This is a genomic window from Grimontia sedimenti, from assembly GCF_011045095.1.
In the GTDB taxonomy this organism is placed as follows: Bacteria; Pseudomonadota; Gammaproteobacteria; order Enterobacterales; family Vibrionaceae; genus Enterovibrio; species Enterovibrio sedimenti.
Genome location: NZ_JAALDL010000016.1, coordinates 24,419 through 42,490, shown reverse-complemented (window position 1 = coordinate 42,490; position 18,072 = coordinate 24,419). Strand labels below are relative to the sequence as shown.

Sequence of the window (18,072 nt, the reverse complement as noted above, 5' to 3'; positions counted from 1 at the left end):
GTATACCTGCCAGAATTGAATATGATGGGGATAGCTGTCTCAGTCACGACATTATAATGACAGACGGCTGAAATAACAGCCGCCTAATCGTATGGGTATTGTGGTTCTTTAGTCTGATAGAGGATTACAGAACCATGCGCACGATTTCAATGTCACCCAGTTCTTTGTACAGCGTTTCAACTTGTTCGATAGAAGTGGCTGTAATGGTGACTGAAACTGCGTTGTAAGTGCCTTTGCCGCTTGGCTTAACGCTTGGGCTGTAATCGCCCGGTGCGTGGCGCTGGATCACTTCCAAAACCAGATCTGTCAGCTCTGGCTTCGCGTATCCCATGACCTTGTAAGTAAACTTACACGGGAATTCCAGCAGGTCTTTTAGTTTTGGTTGCTCTTGCATTTATAACTCCAGAATTGGTCACAGATCTTTCTCTGTTGACCCAAAATATATGTGCAGATGATCACGCAATTTGTTGGGAACGAATAGTAATCGTCCTGTGTTGAGAAAACAAGTTGGTGACTTTTTCTTTGATTCCTGCTTATACCAATCACAGTAGGTAGTTGCTCATAAATAGCGTAGGAAAAATGCTTGAGAACAAGGCGAAAAATTTCGATAAGTAGTTACTCTACAATCAAATTTTTCAACGCAGTTATCGAGCATTTTAACAAGCTAGGATGAGCAGATATTTACTACGATTGGTATTATATTGGGGTGGAGATGAGAAATAAAAAGGGCAGCCATTGGCTGCCCTTGAAAGTTGTAGCTTGAGTCTTAGAACAAGTTCTTGAAGAACATAATGATGTAGTCCATCAGACGGCTGAACAAACCACCTTCCTGCACATCATTCAATGCTACCAATGGGTATTCCGCGATATCTTCGCCGTCAACCTGGTAGTAAAGCTTACCAACCACATCGCCTTTCGCGATTGGTGCTTCCAGTGTTTTCTCAAGTACAAAGCTTGCTTCCAAGTCTTTTGCTTTACCGCGTGGCAGGGTCACGTAGGTGTCTTCAGAAACGCCCAGAGCAACTTGGTCGGTGTCGCCCATCCAGACTTTCTCGGTCACGAAGGTTTCGTTCGCTTTGTGTGGTGCGACGGTTTCGAAGAAACGGAAGCCGTAGTTCAGCAGTTTCTTACTTTCGGCCTTACGTGCGTTTGCACTGTTGGTGCCCATCACAACCGCGATCAGACGCATGTCACCTTCAGTCGCTGAACTGACCAAGCTGTAGCCTGCTTTGTCGGTGTGGCCAGTTTTGATACCGTCCACGTTCATGCTCTTGTCCCATAGCAGGCCATTACGGTTGTACTGGGTAATGCCGTTATAGGTGTAAGACTTCTCGTTGTAAATGCGGTACTCGTCCGGCACGTCTCGGATCAGTGCCTGACCCAACAGCGCCATGTCATAAGGCGTGGTGTAGAGGTCATCATCATCTAGGCCATGGGAGTTCGAAAACTTGGTGTCATTCATACCCAGCGTTTTCGCCCAGCCATTCATCAAGTCGACAAACGAGTCTTCAGAACCTGCAATATGCTCAGCCATTGCCACACAAGCATCATTACCAGACTGGATGATGATGCCGCGATTCAGGTCTTCCACTTTTACCGTGGTGCCGACTTCGATGAACATTTTCGAGCTGCCAGGGAAGTTTTTCGCCCAGGCGTTTTTGCTGATAACGACATCATCATCAAGGCTGATGTTGCCGCGTTCAACTTCCTGGCCAATAACATAGCTGGTCATCATCTTGGTCAGGCTGGCCGGGTTAAGACGTTCGTAGGCGTTGTTTTCCGCCAGGATCTTACCCGAGTTGTAATCCATCAGTACGTACCCTTTTGCCGCGATTTGAGGCGCATCCGGGACGACGGTTGGGGCTGCAACGGCTGCAGCAGAAGAAAAGACAGCAGTCGATAAGACTAAAGAGCGCAACAATGAGGGTGATTTTTTCATATATATAGGTACTTACTTGGTATTTCTTCAGTCAAAAAACTGCCAACACTATAACAGATAGCCCGTGTAGTGTCAGACAGGGTTACAACAACTTACTAAATTGAAACTATTAGGCCAACAGACCCTAATTACTGACACCCGAATTCTTGCCCGGTTCATCAGCAATTGGCTCAACAACGACGAATGCCTCATTTATTTGCTGCTCTCTGGCAAGCAATGCGGCTTTTTGTGTCTGGTCGTAGTCGTAAAATGGCCCTAAACGCACGCGATAAACACTGCCGGACTGGTTGATATCTGTTGGCAGTTCAAACTGCTTTTGGAACGTGTCAGCAGCCTGCTTCGCTTTGTCCTGACTGGATATCGCGACCAGTTGTACAAAATAGCGGTTTAGGCGTGCACCTTGCCACTCATTATTGTCTTGAGGTTTATCAACCTTGAGTAGCGTCACTTTTACAGGTGCCGTCCCTGTTTTGAGGATATCTAGCTTGGATGCCGCTGCATAGCTCAGGTCAATAATGCGCCCCTCGTGAAAAGGACCACGGTCATTGACGCGGACAATGGCTTTTTTGCCGTTAGCGGTGTTTTCTACTTCTACATAGCTAGGCAGTGGCAGCGTTTTGTGGGCAGCAGACATGGAGAACATGTCGTAAATCTCGCCATTTGACGTTTTATGGCCGTGGAACTTCTTGCCATACCAAGATGCAATGCCCTCCCCGGTGTAATCCTCAGGGTCTTTCATTACCTGATAACTCTCACCACGGACGGTGTAGTCTTTGTTACCGGCTCGGCTGTAAGGCTCGTATCGTGGTTGCGCATCCTCGACATGATCCAGCGTTGGAATCGCTTCCGGCGCTTTATCGTGCTCCAGGCTGTAGCGGTCATCGCTTTGCGTGGCACAGCCGGAAAGTACGAGAGCAGTCATCACTAATATTTTTTTCATTACAGAGCCTTAGAAAGCATTTTTCTGTGTGTGTGGATAGACATTAAGATGCCGAAACCTGCCATCAAAGTCACCATGGAGGTGCCTCCATAGCTGACGAGGGGCAGGGGAACACCAACAACGGGTAAGATCCCGCTTACCATGCCGATGTTAACGAAGACATAAACGAAGAAGCTGAGCACGATACTGCCCGCCATCATACGACCAAACGCCGTTTGTGCGCGGCTGGCAATTAGCAGGCCACGGCCGATGATGAAAAGGTAAAGCGCCAGCAAGCATGCGACACCAATCATTCCCCATTCTTCCGCAATAACGGCGAAGATAAAGTCGGTATGGCGCTCTGGCAGGAACTCCAACTGAGATTGTGTGCCTTGAAGCCATCCTTTACCGCCAATTCCCCCGGAACCAATGGCAATTTTTGACTGGATGATGTGGTAACCCGCGCCCAATGGGTCGGATTCTGGATCAAACAGGGTGCGAACGCGGACACGTTGGTATTCGCGCATCAGGAAGAACCAAAGTACTGGGATGAAAGCGGCCACCAAAGTACCGGCCCCTAAGATGATTCGCCAACTGATACCGGACAGAAACAAAACAAAAATACCTGATGCCGCAATCAAGATTGAGGTTCCTAAATCCGGCTGTTTGGCAATGAGAATGGTGGGAACAAAGACCATCACCAAACCAATAATCAGGGTTTGAAAACGCGGTGGTAGAGGTTCTTTACCGATAAAGCGGGCCACCATTAATGGTACGGCAAGCTTAATCAGTTCTGATGGCTGGAAGGTGACAACGCCTAAATCCAGCCAGCGCTGTGCGCCCTTGGCAGTTTCACCAAACAAAAGCACGGCAATCAGCATCAGAATTCCCGTCACATATAGATAGGGAGCCCAGAACTCGTAATGCCGGGGAGAAATTTGGGCGAGCACAAACATCACGCCCAGCGAAAGAAAGATCCGGAAGACCTGACGTTCCATCATGGCAACGCTCTGGCCACTGGCACTCCACATCACCATCAGGCCAAAGCCCATCAGTGCGAGGATGCCGAGCAAAAGAGGCAAGTCTATGTGCAACCGCTCAAACGCAGTCTTTTTCTGACCCGTGGATGCAAACAGGCTCATTGGACTAGCTCCTCCTTGCTATCTGCGTTCTTTTTGTCTTTGTAGCCATCAACCAGCATATGATCGAAGATGCGACGGGCGATAGGTGCACCATTGCTTGAACCGCCACCGGCGTTTTCCAATACCATAGAGACAATCACTTCTGGATCATCAAATGGTGCGAAGCCGGTGTAGAGCGCGTGGTCGCGCAGGTGTTCCGCAATTTCATCCGCGTTATATTCTTCGTCTTCAGCTAGGCCAAAGACCTGTGCAGTGCCGGATTTACCACCAGTAACATATTCGGCATTGGCAAAAGCACGACGAGCCGTCCCTTTCTTGCCGTGGTTGACGAGACGCATCCCTTCAAGAGCCGCATCCCAGTATTTCTCATCCACGTTTTCAATCGGTGGATAGGGAGAAACCGGTGCGATTTCCATGACGCCGTCGTTCTCCATGCGTTGGAGCAAATGAGGCGGATTGACTTCACCACGGTTGACCAACACTGAGGTCGCTTTCGCGATCTGCATTGGTGTCGCCGTCCAATAACCTTGACCAATACCGACGGGAATGGTGTCACCCTTGTACCAAGGCTGGCGATGACGTGCCATTTTCCATTCGCGGGTTGGCATATTGGCTTTGCTTTCTTCATGGATGTCGATACCGGTGTAATCACCGAAACCAAAGCGGCTCATCCAAGTGGATAGCTTATCGATGCCCAAATCATAGGCAATTTGATAGAAGAAAGTATCCACCGACTCTTCAATCGATTGAACGATATTCACCCGACCATGACCCCATGCGAGCCAGTCGCGGAAAGGACGTGAGGTTGAATTTGGCAAACGCCAGTAACCTGGATCGTTTCGCGTAGTATTGAGCGTGATGGCTTTTTCTTCCAACGCAGCGACAGCAATGAATGGCTTAACCGTCGATGCAGGCGGATAAATACCCAAGGTGGCGCGATTCACCAGCGGACGGTTTTTGTCGTTCAATAGCGCGCGGTAGTTTTTGCCAGAAATGCCGTGAACGAAAAGGTTCGGGTCATAGCTTGGCGTCGATACCATTGCCAGCACTGAAGAGTCTTTCGGATCGAGCACCACAACTGCACCGCGGCGATCGCCGAGGATAGAGCGGATGTACAGTTGCAGATCGACATCGAGGTTCAATACCAGATCTTTACCCGGCTCAGGTGGGACGTACTTCAGTGTACGGATAATACGTCCACGGCTGTTGACTTCGACTTCCTGATAACCAGCGGTGCCGTGCAACTCCGATTCATAAAACCGTTCAATGCCGAGTTTTCCGATATCACGGGTCGCTTTGTAGTTGTTGAGTACGCCTTCACGATCAAGACGGTTTATGTCTTTATCGTTGATTTTTGCCACGTAGCCCAAGACATGGGTTAACGCGTCACCATAGGGGTAGTATCGCTTGAGGTAACCTTTGATCTCTACGCCGGGGAACTTGTGCTGATTGGCAGAGAAAATAGCCACTTCCTCTTCCGTCATCTGGTTTTTCAATGTGACGGCGTTGAAACGGCGGGTGCGTTTCTTGTCACGCTCAAACGCCCGGATTTCGTTTTCAGAAATCGGCAGAAGCTCCTGCAAGCTGGCGATGGTGCCGGGAATATCTTTCACCTGCTCGGGTGTAATTTCCAATGCATAAACAGGGCGGTTTTCCGCGAGCAATTTTCCATTGCGGTCGTAAACCAATCCACGGTTTGGCGCAACAGGAACGACTTTGATGCGGTTATCATTGGAGCGGGTGATGTAATCATCATGATCTTCCACCTGAATGTTATACAGGTTAAGAAGTAGGACGCCGACAAGAACGAGAATACCGCCGAAAGCCACAACGGCCCGGCGGAAAAAGAGGGAAGACTCGGCCTGATGATCGCGTATAGGACTACGCTTGTGCTTCATGAATTATTCCCGGTGATAAGGGTGATTTGCTGTGATGCTCCAGGCGCGGTAGAGACTTTCAGCCATCACCACACGTACCAGCGGGTGAGGAAGTGTCAAAGGAGACAATGACCAGCTTTGGTCTGCAGCCGCTTTACAAGCTGGCGACAGGCCTTCAGGGCCTCCAATCAGAATAGACACGTCACGAGCATCCAGCTTCCAGCTCTCCAGCTGCCCTGCCAGTTGCTCTGTGTCCCAGCGCTTGCCCGGAATATCCAACGTCACGATGCGGTTACCTTTTGGAACGGCGGCCAACATGGCTTCCCCTTCTTTTTGCAGAATACGCGCAATATCGGCGTTTTTGCCGCGCTTACCTGCTGGGATTTCTACCAGTTCCAGTGGCATGTCTTTTGGGAAGCGACGGCTGTATTCTTTGTAGCCTTCCTCAACCCACTTCGGCATCTTTGTGCCGACCGCAATCAGTTGTAACTTCATTGCATCAGTTCCACAGCTTTTCTAGCTGGTACAACTGACGTTGTTCATCTTGCATGATATGAAGCATCACATCACCGAGATCCAGCACGACCCACTCGCCTTCGTTTTCACCTTCCATACCCAGGGTATCAACGTTAGCTGCACGCGCTTCATCAGCGACATGCTCTGCAATGGAAGAGACATGGCGTTTTGAGTTACCGGTGCATAGCACCATGAAATCGGTAATGCTGCTCTTTTCACGGACATCGAGTGTCACGATGTCTGCGGCTTTCATATCATCTGCTTTATCGACAACAAAGTGTTGAAGTTGTTCCGGAAGCAATGTTTTCCCCTTATCGGTGTTCGGTGCATTGTTCTGCAGAAAGTGCAGGACAGCCCCTAAGAATCTAAAAATTATACCACTGGCTGAGATGAATAAAATACAGCGGTGTCGCGGTTTGACTGTCAGTTGACAGGTGACAGCGGAAGCGGATGACCACACATCTCAAGACAAAACGCTGAAAGTGCCGGCCAAGGTTGGCTGTCGAAATCGGTTTTCACCATCACCTCGATGGCTGCAAGGCTTTGCAGAAGGTGCATCAGTGTTGGCAACGTTAAACGGTGAAGCGCCGTGGTCATCGCTGGGCGGCGTGTTTGCCAGACCCGGAAATGGTCAAAGATTTTGCTGAGCCCCATACCAGACGCCCCGTACTCCTGCATTTTGCACAGCTGGATTAACTCTTTTTGAATGACCCGTAGCAAGATGGTGATTTCCACGCCTTCAGCTTCAAGCTGACGAACGATACGAACAGCGCGCTTGGCTTTGCCTTCAATCAGTGCGTCGGTGAGCTGGAATGGCGTGTAGTGGTTGTGACGTGATAAGGCATCCTGAAGCCTTGGCAGTGTCAGTTCACCATCTGGATAGAGCAGTTGAAGCTTCATCAGGCTTTGCGATAGCGCCAGAAGGTTACCTTCATGCCATTGCGCCAGCAGCATCACAGACTCGTGGTCAGGATGCAGTCCCAGACCATGACAGCGATTCTCTATGAATCGTGGCAGCTGCCGGCCATCAGGTGTGTTGCATGGCACATACAAACCGTTTGCCTGGAAACTGGTGAACCACTTGGCTGATTCCTGCTTTTTGTTCAGGCGAGGACCATCAAGGATCAAAACCAAATCCTGATGCAGCATAGGCTGCAGCTCTTTCAGCGCATTAGCTTGAGCCGTGGTCAGCGGATTTTCAGGTAATGCCAGAATGATGATTTGTCGGCTGGCGAACAGACTCAGAGCCTGACAAACGTCGTAAACGTCCTGCCAGTTAAGCTGATTATCGATGACGAAGCGGTGCTTTTCATCGAAGCCCTGTTTTTGTGCGACATCAATAATGCTTTGCTTGGATTCTTCTTTCAGCAGCGGTTCGTTGCCGAAGATAAGGTAAGTCTGACACAGCCCTTGATTAAGACGCTGTGTCAGTTGTTCTGGGTAGATCCTCATTCTGTGCTTTCTTCACCGCTGGTGGTGAAGCTCGACAGAGGCTTACCGCGGGTCTCGTCATCTTTGCCATCGAAGCGGGTTTCGATGGTCATCGAGGACTTTTCTTCATCCACACCCTGATACAGTTCACGCAGTGCTTTTTCTTCCGCTTCTTTGCGCTCGAAAGCTTCGATGTGCGCATTCAGACGGGCAAGCTGTCGCATGATCTGTTTGGTTGCTTCAACGCGCATTTCCTGCGCCAGCATTTCCTCTTCCACCGACTTCGCCAAGGCGGTCAATGGGTTATCAAGGTAGGTGCGGCTAAGCGATGTCGAGAAGTTGTAGCTGCCTTTTTCCGGCACTGTCACTGAGTAGCTGACGGTATAAGCAAATTGCTTTTCCGCTACGCGGCTGTTCTGGTAAAGCGACAAGGTGCTTTCGCCATAGCTCTCACCTTTCAGGTGCAGGTTGGAAATGGTTTGGGCAGGCGAGATGACATCGATGTCATGAAGACGCAGTTGAGTCTTCATTTCACGGGTGAGTTTGCCGTATTTATCGAAACTGGTGACTGACAGTTTCTGGATTTCGTCTGGCAGATTGTAGCTGCCGCGAAGATGGAATCCGCAAGAAGCGGTGGCCAAAGCGGCCACCACAACCAGCAGGGTTCGGAGAGAGCGAAAGATCGATTTCACCGAATACTCCCTGTGTTAGTTAGCAACGATATTAACCAGTTTGCCCGGTACGTAAATCACTTTGCGTACGGTTTTACCCTCGGTGTGCTTCACAACGTGCTCGTCGTTCAGCGCCATCGATTCTACTGATTCTTTAGCTGCGTCTGCTGCAACGGTGATTTTCGCGCGAAGCTTGCCATTCACCTGAACGATGATCAGCTTCTCGTCTTCCACCATGGCGTCTTGGTCAGCAACCGGCCATACCGTGTTGTCGATGTCAGTTTGACCCAGCGCAGCCCACAGCTCAGTGCTGATGTGCGGAGTGATTGGGTACAGCATCGCAACAATTGCTTTCACTGCTTCATCCAGGATAGCGCGGTCAGCATCAGTGTCTTGAGGTGCTTTAGTCAGACGGTTCATCAGTTCCATGATCGCAGCGATCGCGGTGTTGAAGGTCTGACGGCGGCCGATATCATCGCCCACTTTCGCGATAGTCTTGTGAACTTCACGACGCAGTGTTTTCTGATCAGCGTTCAGTGCTGATGTATCCAGCGCAGCCACTTCACCTTTTGAAGTGTGCTCGAATACTAGTTTCCAAACACGCTTCAGGAATCGGTTCGCACCTTCAACGCCAGACTCTTGCCACTCAAGGGTCATGTCTGCTGGTGATGCGAACATCATGAACAGACGCACGGTGTCAGCACCGTATTTATCAACCATCTCTTGTGGGTCGATACCGTTGTTCTTCGACTTAGACATTTTGGTCATGCCTGAGTGAACAAGGTTGTTACCTTCAGTATCTACGGCTGTGGTAATGCGGCCCTTCTCGTCACGCTCAACGGTCGCTTCAGTAGGAGAAACCCAAACTTTCGCGCCTTTGTCGTTGTTGTAGTAGTACGCATCAGCAAGCACCATGCCTTGACACAGCAGGCGCTTGAACGGTTCGTCAGACTTAACGTAGCCTGCATCGCGTAGCAGTTTGTGGAAGAAGCGAGAGTAGAGCAGATGCATAACAGCGTGCTCGATACCACCGATGTACTGGTCAACTGGCAGCCAGTAGTTTGCTGCTTCTGAATCCAGCATCTCGTCTGCTTTTGGTGAACAGTAACGTGCGTAGTACCAGCTTGATTCCATGAAGGTGTCGAAGGTATCTGTTTCACGCAGTGCAGGTTGACCATTGTAGGTGGTTTCTGCCCAGCTCTTGTCTGCTTTGATTGGGCTGGTTACGCCGTCCATCACAACATCTTCAGGCAGGATAACTGGCAATTGGTCTGCCGGTACTGGATGCACTTCACCGTCTTCAGTGGTCACCATTGGGATTGGAGAACCCCAGTAACGTTGACGTGAAACACCCCAGTCGCGCAGACGGAAGTTAACAGTTTTGTGACCTTTACCTTCTGATTCCAGTTTTGCTGCAATCGCATCGAACGCTTGCTCGAAGCTCAGGCCGTCGAACTCACCTGAGTTGAACAGAACACCTTTCTCGGTGTGCGCCGCTTCAGAAATGTCTGGGGCATTGCCGTCTTCCGCCAGGATCACAGGCTCAATGTTCAGGCCGTATTTGGTTGCGAATTCGAAGTCACGCTGGTCGTGACCCGGTACTGCCATCACTGCGCCTGTACCGTAATCCATCAGCACGAAGTTCGCGATGAAGATTGGCACTTCACGGCCGGTCAGAGGGTGGATAGCCTTCAGGCCGGTATCCATACCCTTTTTCTCCATGGTCGCCAGCTCAGCTTCAGCAACCTTGGTGTTTTTACATTCTTCAATGAACGCGGCCAGCTCAGGGTTGTCTTGCGCTGCTTTCGCTGCCAGAGGGTGACCTGCTGCAATACCCACGTAAGTCACGCCCATCAGAGTGTCAGGACGGGTGGTGTACACTTCCAGATCGCTTTCGCCAGCTACTTGGAATTTCAGCTCAACACCTTCAGAACGGCCAATCCAGTTACGCTGCATGGTTTTAACCTGCTCAGGCCAGCCGTCCAGTGTTTCCAGATCATCCAGAAGCTCTTGTGCGTACGCAGTGATTTTGATGAACCACTGTGGGATTTCTTTTTGTTCTACAGGCGTGTCACAACGCCAGCAGCAACCGTCTTCAACCTGCTCGTTCGCCAGAACGGTTTGGTCGTTCGGACACCAGTTAACCGAAGAGGTCTTTTTATAAACCAAACCTTTCTCGTAGAGTTTGGTGAAGAACTCTTGTTCCCAACGGTAGTATTCAGGCGTACAGGTCGCGAATTCGCGATCCCAGTCGTAGCCGAAGCCCAGCAGTTTCAGCTGGTTCTTCATGTAGTCAATGTTCTCGTAAGTCCAAGGTGCTGGTGCAGTCTTGTTCTTCACCGCTGCGTTTTCTGCCGGCAGACCGAACGCATCCCAACCGATTGGTTGCATGACGTTCTTGCCTTGCAGACGCTGGTAGCGGGAGATTACGTCACCGATGGTGTAGTTACGTACGTGACCCATGTGTAGTCGACCGCTTGGGTACGGGAACATGGAAAGGCAATAAAACTTTTCTTTGCTTGGGTCTTCTTGAACTACGAAGGTTTTGTTCTTGTCCCAATCGGCCTGAACTTTAGGCTCGATGTCCTGTGGACGGTATTGTTCTTGCATCGATGACATCCGGGAATTTGTGAGATAGGTATAAAATGAACCAAAATAATCGACATAGAATAACTAAAGGTAGAAGGCGCAACAACAGTTGAATGCAGAGGTGGCCTATGTCAGAGCAAAAAGCGGAGTACAAGGTGCTGGTCGAACGGATCAGCGAAGCACTAAAGCACAGCCCGGAAGAGTTACAACGTTGGCTGGATTTGTCTGAAAAGTACGTGAAAGCGGCGTCGGATATGACCAAAGATGAGCTTGCACTTATCGAAGCTTATTTTAAACGCGATGTGCAGGAGTTTGGTGCACGTTACAACGAGCCCGAAGAAAACAAAGATGATGGTGCGCTGTTTCGTGACCTGATTGCCAACACGTTGTGGGAGCAGCTTGCGGAGATCACTGATAAAACTCAACTCGAGTGGCGCGAGGTGCTTCAGGACATTCAGCATCATGGCGTCTACAACGCCGGTGAAGTGGTAGGGCTCGGCATTTTGATTTGTGAGAAATGTGGCAATCAGACTGAGCACACCCATGTGGATGTGCTGACGCCATGCATTAAATGTGGCAGTAAACAGTTTAGCCGAAAGCCGTTTCCTGCATAGTCGGCTCTGACGCTGAGAGCTGATGGGCAAAGAGGCTGAACACTGGTTTGTTTACCCTTCAAATTTTTAGGACCTAGGACCCAGGATCGGTTTGTCTTAATTCCCCAGCGGCTCGATATTGAACTTTTGGCCTGCCAAGGCCGCTTCGATCATCAAGCCGCCCTTAGCTTGGGTGAAAATGGCGGTGCCATTGATGTAATAGGCTTTGGATTGCGCACTACCTGCACTGGCAGAGGTGCCTGTCGTGCCGACATGTGCCGCAGCGCCTTCAGTTAAAGCGGTGGCAGAAGCCTGCGCTCCGAGCTCAAAGCTGCCCGACATAAAACTGTCGAAGGTTTCTTTGTCTTCAAAGAAAAGTATCTCGCTGAATGCCTGCCCACCGAAGGTCAGTCCTACCGACACTTGAATCAATTCGGCTTCGGCGACAGTTTGATTACCCTGATAAACCAGTCCATTGCCATATGCGCCGCCGATCCAGAAGCCACCTTTGCCGACAGAAGGGAATACCGCGTAGCCATAAGCTTTTTCAAAGAAAGGTTTTACCTGTTCAAAGCGATGAAAGTTCGCCAATGCAGCACGGGTATCAGCAAAGAGTTCGGCATCTGGCTCGGCATGGGAAAGTGGAGCAAAGACTGATGCCAAAAGGATAACAATGGAAGACGCAATTCTGGCCAAGGCGCGCATAAGACTCTCCATATCAAACAAAATCAATCAACAAAAAAGCCAGAGGAATAAATCCCTCTGGCTGATTAAGACATGATTTTACGTTGCTTGTTCGCTCTTATTGTTGCGACTGAGTGCTAACGGTTGATTTTTGACCGCGGGTTAACAGAACCAGTGCCAACCCTGACAGAACAATCCATGCATAGAGAGGCCAGTCTCCGAAGCGGGTGTAAGGTGTCTGGCCTGCCGTCGTCGGCACATCAGTTCTAAGAACTACCGTTTCGAACTGCGGGATTTGGTCGATAATGTCCCCTTTGTAGCCAATAGCAGCGGTCAGGCCGGTATTGGTCGCTCGCAGAACCGGCTTGCCGTTTTCCAGCGCGCGCATGCGGGCGATTTCTAAATGCTGATGGGGACCAATCGAGGTACCAAACCATGTGTCATTGGAAAGGGTCAGAATGAAATCCGACTCTTCTGTGAGGCTATGCCTAACCTGATCGCTGAAGGCGATTTCATAGCAAATCGCGGGTGCAAGCTGGTAGCCTTTGGCGTCAATGTTTGACTGAGTGTAATCACCGCGACTGAATGATGACATGGGGAGATTAAACAGCGGCGCTAGAGGGCGTAGGATATCTTCAAACGGCACAAACTCACCAAACACCAACAGGTGGTGTTTGCTGTAACGCTGAGAAGATGGGTAGCTGTAACCGCCTTCACCATTGTCACCAAGAGTAATCACATTGTTGTAGGCCTGCCCGTCTGAGTTGATATCCAGAACGCCTGTGACTAGTGCTGTGTCATTATTGATGGCCGCGGCATCCAAACGCGCGAGGAAATCCGGTAAATCGCGCTCCAGAGCAGGGATGGCCGCTTCCGGCCAAATCACAATGTCTGCATCCCAGTTCTGGCGTGTCATGTCCTGATATGCCAGCAGGGTAGGCCAACGCTGGCTCGGCAGCCACTTTAGCTCTTGGGGCACATTACCCTGAACCATTGCCACATCCACACTCTCTCCCGTTTCCTGAACCCAAGGTACAAAAGAGGCACCAGTTGCAACTGCGCCAACAACCAATGCTGGAAGAAGCGCAGACGCTTTTCGGTTTATCAGCGTGATAGCGATTGAGCCTGAAATGATAAGCAGTGCGAGCGTAATACCTTGTACACCAAACATGGGCGCAAAGGAGGCTAATGGCCCTTCAATCTGACTGTAACCCGGCCAGAGCCATGGGAAACCTGTCAGGAACCAGCCACGGAACCAGTCAACCAACAGCCAGAGCGATGGTGCCAGTAGCAAATAGGAAAGTGCCAGCGGCAGTTGAACACGGCGCAGGATATAGGAAAAAAGCGCAGGGAACAGTGCGAGATAAGCAACCAACAGACCAATCAAGGCCAGTCCAATTGCGGTAGGCAGCCCACCGAATTTCTCGATAACGACGTAAACCCAGCCGACGCCAGTGCCGAATTGACCCAGTCCCCAGAAAAATCCGATGTAGCCGGCACGCTTCGGAGATTGTCCATGAATAAGAAGGAGAAGTGCCACCAGAGAGACCAGCATGGCTGGCCAGAAGGAGTAAGGCGCGAAGGCGAGGGTGGCGAGTGCACCTGAAAAAGCGGCCCCGAAGATCCGCATGAATACTTGGGGCCGCTTAAATGTTTCGATGTTTAGCATTTGACGTTTATGCCGTTTCCTCTGCAGTAGTATCTGGAATAGTAACCTGCAATTGGATGATGCGTCGACTGTCAGCTGCCGTCACCTTGAAGTGGAAGTTCTCAATGTCCACTTCTTCACCACGTCCTGGCAGGTGACCAAAGCTGGTCATCACAAGGCCACCGATGGTGTCGATGTCGTCATCGCTAAACTGAGAACCGAACTTCTCATTGAAATCTTCCAGTGTAGTCAGTGCCTTCACCGCGAAGGTGTGCTTGCTGAGCTGGCGGATTTCCTGCTCTTCTTCGTCGTCGTATTCGTCTTCGATGTCGCCGACGATTTCCTCAAGAATATCTTCGATAGTCACCACGCCAGATACGCCGCCAAATTCGTCGACAACAATCGACATGTGGTAGCGTTCTTCCTGGAATTCTTTCAGCAGTCGGTCAACACGTTTGCTTTCCGGCACAACCACGGCTGGGCGGATCACTTTGTCGATGTCGAACGGTTCGCTGTCCGGCATCAGGTAACGCAGCAAGTCTTTTGCCAGCAGGATGCCTTCAACGTGGTCTTTATCATCGCTGATCACCGGGTAGCGTGAATGCTGGGCGTCGTTGATGATGGTGATGATTTCTTCGAGAGGTTGTGAGCGCTCGATGGTCACCATCTGCGAACGCGGAATCATGATGTCTCGGATGCGCATTTCAGAAATCTGCATAACGCCTTCGAGCATATCCCGTGTATCGTGATCGATCAGATCGTTCTGTTCTGAATCACGGAATACATCTACCAGTTCCTGACGATCTTTAGGCTCACCCTGAAAGATCTGTCCTAAACGTTCGAAGAAGGTCTTTCTACTCGGACCTTCAGAGCTTTGTGAGTTGTCTTCGTTCATTGTCTCTATTTTTACAACGTTGATATTAGATGAAGTCCGCCGCATAAGGGTTTTCGAAACCCAGTGCGTTCATGATAGAAATCTCGAGAGACTCCATCTCTTCGGCTTCTTCATCGTCTATATGGTCATAACCTAGCAGATGGAGACTGCCGTGTACAACCATGTGCGCCCAGTGGGCAAGTAGGTCTTTATTCTGTTCTTCCGCTTCTTTTTCGACGACTTGACGACAGATAATTAGATCGCCCAGCAGATCCAACTCCACGCCCGGAGGCGCTTCGAACGGGAAGGACAGCACGTTGGTCGGCTTGTCTTTTCCGCGATAGTCGCGGTTAAGAGACTGGCTCTCAAACTCGTCCACCAGACGGATTGTGACTTCCGCCTGCTCTTGGAAAGATTTGACGGCTTGCTCAAACCACTGCTGAAACTGCTGTTCAGTGGGCAGATTGTCAGTGCTTTGTGTCGCAATTTGAAGGTCGACAAAATATTGCATTTACGGTTGCTTCTCTTCTGAAGGCGGTGCGGCATTTAATGCTGCTTCGCGTTCCTGGCGACGTCGCTCTTCCGCTTGTTTACGGGCACGGGCGTCTTCCGCTTCCCATGCATCATAGGCCTGTACGATACGTGCAACGACAGGGTGACGAACCACATCATCCGCTTGGAAGAAGTTAAAGCTGATTTCGTTCACATCTGCTAACACTTCTATCGCATGACGAAGGCCAGATTTTGCATTACGTGGCAGGTCAATCTGCGTCACGTCACCGGTGATGACCGCACGGCTGTTAAAACCGATACGTGTCAGGAACATCTTCATCTGCTCCACGGTGGTGTTCTGGCTCTCATCAAGAATGATGAAGGCGTCATTGAGCGTACGGCCACGCATGTATGCCAACGGCGCGACTTCAATGACGTTGCGTTCAATTAGCTTCTCTACGCGCTCAAAACCCAGCATTTCAAACAGGGCATCGTAGAGCGGGCGCAGGTAAGGATCGACTTTCTGGCTCAGATCGCCTGGCAGGAAGCCCAGTTTCTCACCAGCTTCAACCGCAGGACGGGTAAGCAAAATACGGCGGATTTCCTGACGCTCCAGCGCATCAACTGCTGCAGCAACCGCTAAGTAGGTTTTACCTGTACCGGCAGGACCAATACCAAAGGTGATGTCATGCGTCACCATATTGGCAATATATTGTGCCTGATTGGGTGTACGCGGCTTGATCACGCCTTTCTTGGTTTTGATGTTGATCTCTTTGCCGTAAGGGATCGATGACTCGATGCTTTGCTCCAGCACACCACTTTCTTTGATCGCCAGATGTACCTGCTCTGGCTCGAGGTCAACGAAATTGCCTTTTACCGGTGCGGTTTCAACGTAAAGTCGTTTGAGAATGTCGATAGCGGCAGTGGCGGTGTGAGATTGGCCGACCACGGAGAATTGATGATTTCGGTGATTGATTTCCACACCTAAACGGCGTTCGAGCTGTTTGATGTTGTCATCGTAAGGGCCGCAGAGGCTGGCCAGGCGCGAATTATCAGCTGGTTCCAGTGATACTTCTAAAGTAATGACTTTGTTCAATGCTTCCTCGCAATGGTTATCGGCGTCTGTATAGGACGCCGATAACAGGTGATTACCCTCGCTTCTGCGAGGCTTGGGATGGCTTTATTGGCCTCCGTATATTTACGGAGTATACACGCCTACGCCAAGATCATCTTCTTTGCGTGTTTTTGCCATCATCTCTGCAGGCGAAACCGCCACACGCAGATTCATGTCCTTTTCAGTACGAACCAGCTCACCGCGTAGTGAGTTTGGCAGTACTTCGGTGATTTTTACATCAACGAACTGACCGATCAAATCGACAGAACCTTCGAAGTTAACTACGCGGTTGTTTTCAGTACGGCCACGCAGCTCCATCAGATTCTTCTTCGATGGTCCTTCAACCAGAATACGCTGCTCAGAGTCCAGCATCTGGCGAGAGTAGATCATCGCCTGTGCGTTGATCTGCTGTTGCAGTTCATACAGACGCTCTTTCTTGGTTTGTTCTGGCGTGTCATCAGGCATGTCTGCTGCAGGTGTGCCTGGACGCGGTGAGTAAACAAAGCTAAAGCTCATGTCGAAGTTAACATCGCGGATAAGCTTCATGGTCGCTTCGAAATCCGCGTCAGTTTCACCTGGGAAACCGACAATGAAGTCAGAGCTGATAGCGATGCCTGGACGTGCTTCACGCAGTTTACGGATCTTCGACTTGTATTCGATCGCTGTATGCGGACGCTTCATCATAGTCAGGATACGGTCTGAACCGCTTTGAACTGGAAGGTGCAGGAAGCTCACCACTTCTGGGGTGTCTTCGTACACTTCGATGATGTCGTCGGTAAATTCGATTGGGTGGCTGGTGGTGTAGCGAATACGGTCAATACCGTCGATCGCCGCTACATAACGCAGCAGTTCTGCGAATGAGCAAATTTCGCCGTCGTGCATTTCACCACGGTAGGCGTTAACGTTCTGACCCAGCAGGTTCACTTCACGAACACCTTGCTCAGCAAGCTGTGCGATTTCGTAAAGCACATCGTCCAGTGGACGGCTGACTTCTTCACCACGGGTGTAAGGCACTACGCAGAAGGTACAGTACTTAGAACAGCCTTCCATGATTGAAACGAATGCCGTTGGGCCTTCTGCACGTGGCTCTGGCAAACGGTCGAATTTCTCAATCTCAGGGAAAGAGATATCCATGACCGGTGCTTCGTCCTGCTGAGATTTTTTGATCATTTCAGGCAGACGGTGCAGGGTTTGCGGACCAAAAATAACGTCAACATAAGGTGCGCGTTCACGAATGTGGTCACCTTCCTGAGTAGCTACACAGCCGCCTACGCCGATCACCAGACCTGGCTTCTGATCTTTCAGGTTTTTCCAGCGACCCAGCTGGTGGAACACTTTTTCCTGGGCCTTTTCACGGATAGAACAGGTATTCAGAAGCAGTACATCTGCTTCTTCCGGCTCCTCGGTCAGCTCGTAGCCACCGGCCGCATTGAGCAGATCCGCCATTTTTGATGAATCGTATTCGTTCATCTGGCAGCCCCAGGTTTTGATCAGCAGTTTCTTAGCCATGTAACTCATTGCTCATGTTGATGTTTTACGTGTTCCGGCCGGGAGGCACTTAATCATCGCTGGCTGTTCGCCGC

The 18,072-nt window shown here is 50.4% G+C and carries 17 protein-coding genes; 1 reads left to right on the top strand and 16 read right to left on the bottom strand.

Going from position 1 to position 18,072, the window contains the following annotated elements; genetic code table 11:
- Positions 1 to 124 precede the first annotated feature (124 nt).
- The 10 genes from ybeD to leuS form a co-directional block, all read right to left on the bottom strand.
- The gene (ybeD, locus tag G5S52_RS18590; RefSeq protein ID WP_002542316.1) at positions 125 to 394 is read right to left on the bottom strand and encodes a DUF493 family protein YbeD; all 270 of its coding nucleotides are present in this window, start codon (positions 392 to 394) and stop codon (positions 125 to 127) included.
- A 372-nt stretch (positions 395 to 766) separates the two neighbouring features.
- The gene (locus tag G5S52_RS18585; protein ID WP_165017252.1) at positions 767 to 1,939 is read right to left on the bottom strand and encodes a serine hydrolase; all 1,173 of its coding nucleotides are present in this window, start codon (positions 1,937 to 1,939) and stop codon (positions 767 to 769) included.
- Between the two features lie 124 nt (positions 1,940 to 2,063).
- Positions 2,064 to 2,879: a septal ring lytic transglycosylase RlpA family protein gene (locus G5S52_RS18580; RefSeq protein WP_165017249.1), complete on the bottom strand. Its 816-nt coding sequence runs from the start codon at positions 2,877 to 2,879 to the stop codon at positions 2,064 to 2,066.
- Entirely contained in the window at positions 2,879 to 4,000 is a 1,122-nt protein-coding gene (gene mrdB, locus G5S52_RS18575) for a peptidoglycan glycosyltransferase MrdB (protein ID WP_165017246.1), read from the bottom strand. The genes G5S52_RS18580 and mrdB overlap by 1 nt, the downstream gene beginning before the upstream one ends.
- Positions 3,997 to 5,898 carry a penicillin-binding protein 2 gene (mrdA, locus tag G5S52_RS18570; RefSeq protein WP_165017243.1) on the bottom strand — a complete coding sequence of 634 codons (1,902 nt, stop codon included), beginning with the start codon at positions 5,896 to 5,898 and terminating at the stop codon, positions 3,997 to 3,999. Before mrdA ends, mrdB begins: the two co-directional genes overlap by 4 nt.
- A gap of 3 nt (positions 5,899 to 5,901) precedes the next feature.
- Entirely contained in the window at positions 5,902 to 6,372 is a 471-nt protein-coding gene (rlmH, locus tag G5S52_RS18565) for a 23S rRNA (pseudouridine(1915)-N(3))-methyltransferase RlmH (protein ID WP_062660649.1), read from the bottom strand.
- Positions 6,373 to 6,376: 4 nt separating this feature from the next.
- On the bottom strand, positions 6,377 to 6,694 hold the full coding sequence (gene rsfS, locus G5S52_RS18560; protein ID WP_002542309.1) for a ribosome silencing factor: 318 nt from the start codon (positions 6,692 to 6,694) through the stop codon (positions 6,377 to 6,379).
- Between the two features lie 122 nt (positions 6,695 to 6,816).
- Positions 6,817 to 7,845, bottom strand: a complete 1,029-nt coding sequence (gene holA / locus G5S52_RS18555) for a DNA polymerase III subunit delta (protein ID WP_165017240.1) — start codon at positions 7,843 to 7,845, stop codon at positions 6,817 to 6,819.
- On the bottom strand, positions 7,842 to 8,516 hold the full coding sequence (locus tag G5S52_RS18550; protein ID WP_165017237.1) for an LPS-assembly lipoprotein LptE: 675 nt from the start codon (positions 8,514 to 8,516) through the stop codon (positions 7,842 to 7,844). The genes holA and G5S52_RS18550 overlap by 4 nt, the downstream gene beginning before the upstream one ends.
- 15 nt (positions 8,517 to 8,531) lie before the next feature.
- A complete protein-coding gene (leuS, locus tag G5S52_RS18545; RefSeq protein ID WP_165017234.1) occupies positions 8,532 to 11,105 on the bottom strand; it encodes a leucine--tRNA ligase in 2,574 nt (857 codons plus the stop codon).
- 107 nt (positions 11,106 to 11,212) lie between these two features.
- On the opposite strand from leuS, the gene G5S52_RS18540 reads away from it, so the two are divergent.
- On the top strand, positions 11,213 to 11,698 hold the full coding sequence (locus G5S52_RS18540; protein WP_002542305.1) for a zinc ribbon-containing protein: 486 nt from the start codon (positions 11,213 to 11,215) through the stop codon (positions 11,696 to 11,698).
- Between the two features lie 96 nt (positions 11,699 to 11,794).
- Here G5S52_RS18540 and G5S52_RS18535 read toward each other — a convergent pair whose 3' ends face one another.
- The 6 genes from G5S52_RS18535 to miaB all read right to left on the bottom strand — a co-directional run bounded on the left by G5S52_RS18535 (position 11,795) and on the right by miaB (position 17,998).
- The gene (locus G5S52_RS18535) at positions 11,795 to 12,382 is read right to left on the bottom strand and encodes a lipid-binding SYLF domain-containing protein (RefSeq protein ID WP_165017231.1); all 588 of its coding nucleotides are present in this window, start codon (positions 12,380 to 12,382) and stop codon (positions 11,795 to 11,797) included.
- Positions 12,383 to 12,479: 97 nt separating this feature from the next.
- Positions 12,480 to 14,030: an apolipoprotein N-acyltransferase gene (gene lnt / locus G5S52_RS18530; protein WP_165017228.1), complete on the bottom strand. Its 1,551-nt coding sequence runs from the start codon at positions 14,028 to 14,030 to the stop codon at positions 12,480 to 12,482.
- A 7-nt stretch (positions 14,031 to 14,037) separates the two neighbouring features.
- Positions 14,038 to 14,904 carry a CNNM family magnesium/cobalt transport protein CorC gene (gene corC / locus G5S52_RS18525; protein ID WP_046307981.1) on the bottom strand — a complete coding sequence of 289 codons (867 nt, stop codon included), beginning with the start codon at positions 14,902 to 14,904 and terminating at the stop codon, positions 14,038 to 14,040.
- A 25-nt stretch (positions 14,905 to 14,929) separates the two neighbouring features.
- Positions 14,930 to 15,394, bottom strand: a complete 465-nt coding sequence (gene ybeY, locus G5S52_RS18520; protein ID WP_002542301.1) for an rRNA maturation RNase YbeY — start codon at positions 15,392 to 15,394, stop codon at positions 14,930 to 14,932.
- Positions 15,395 to 16,471: a PhoH family protein gene (locus tag G5S52_RS18515; protein ID WP_165017226.1), complete on the bottom strand. Its 1,077-nt coding sequence runs from the start codon at positions 16,469 to 16,471 to the stop codon at positions 15,395 to 15,397.
- Between the two features lie 102 nt (positions 16,472 to 16,573).
- Positions 16,574 to 17,998 (bottom strand): tRNA (N6-isopentenyl adenosine(37)-C2)-methylthiotransferase MiaB, encoded by a 1,425-nt coding sequence (gene miaB, locus G5S52_RS18510; RefSeq protein WP_062660657.1) that lies wholly within the window; start codon positions 17,996 to 17,998, stop codon positions 16,574 to 16,576.
- Positions 17,999 to 18,072: the final 74 nt, after the last annotated feature.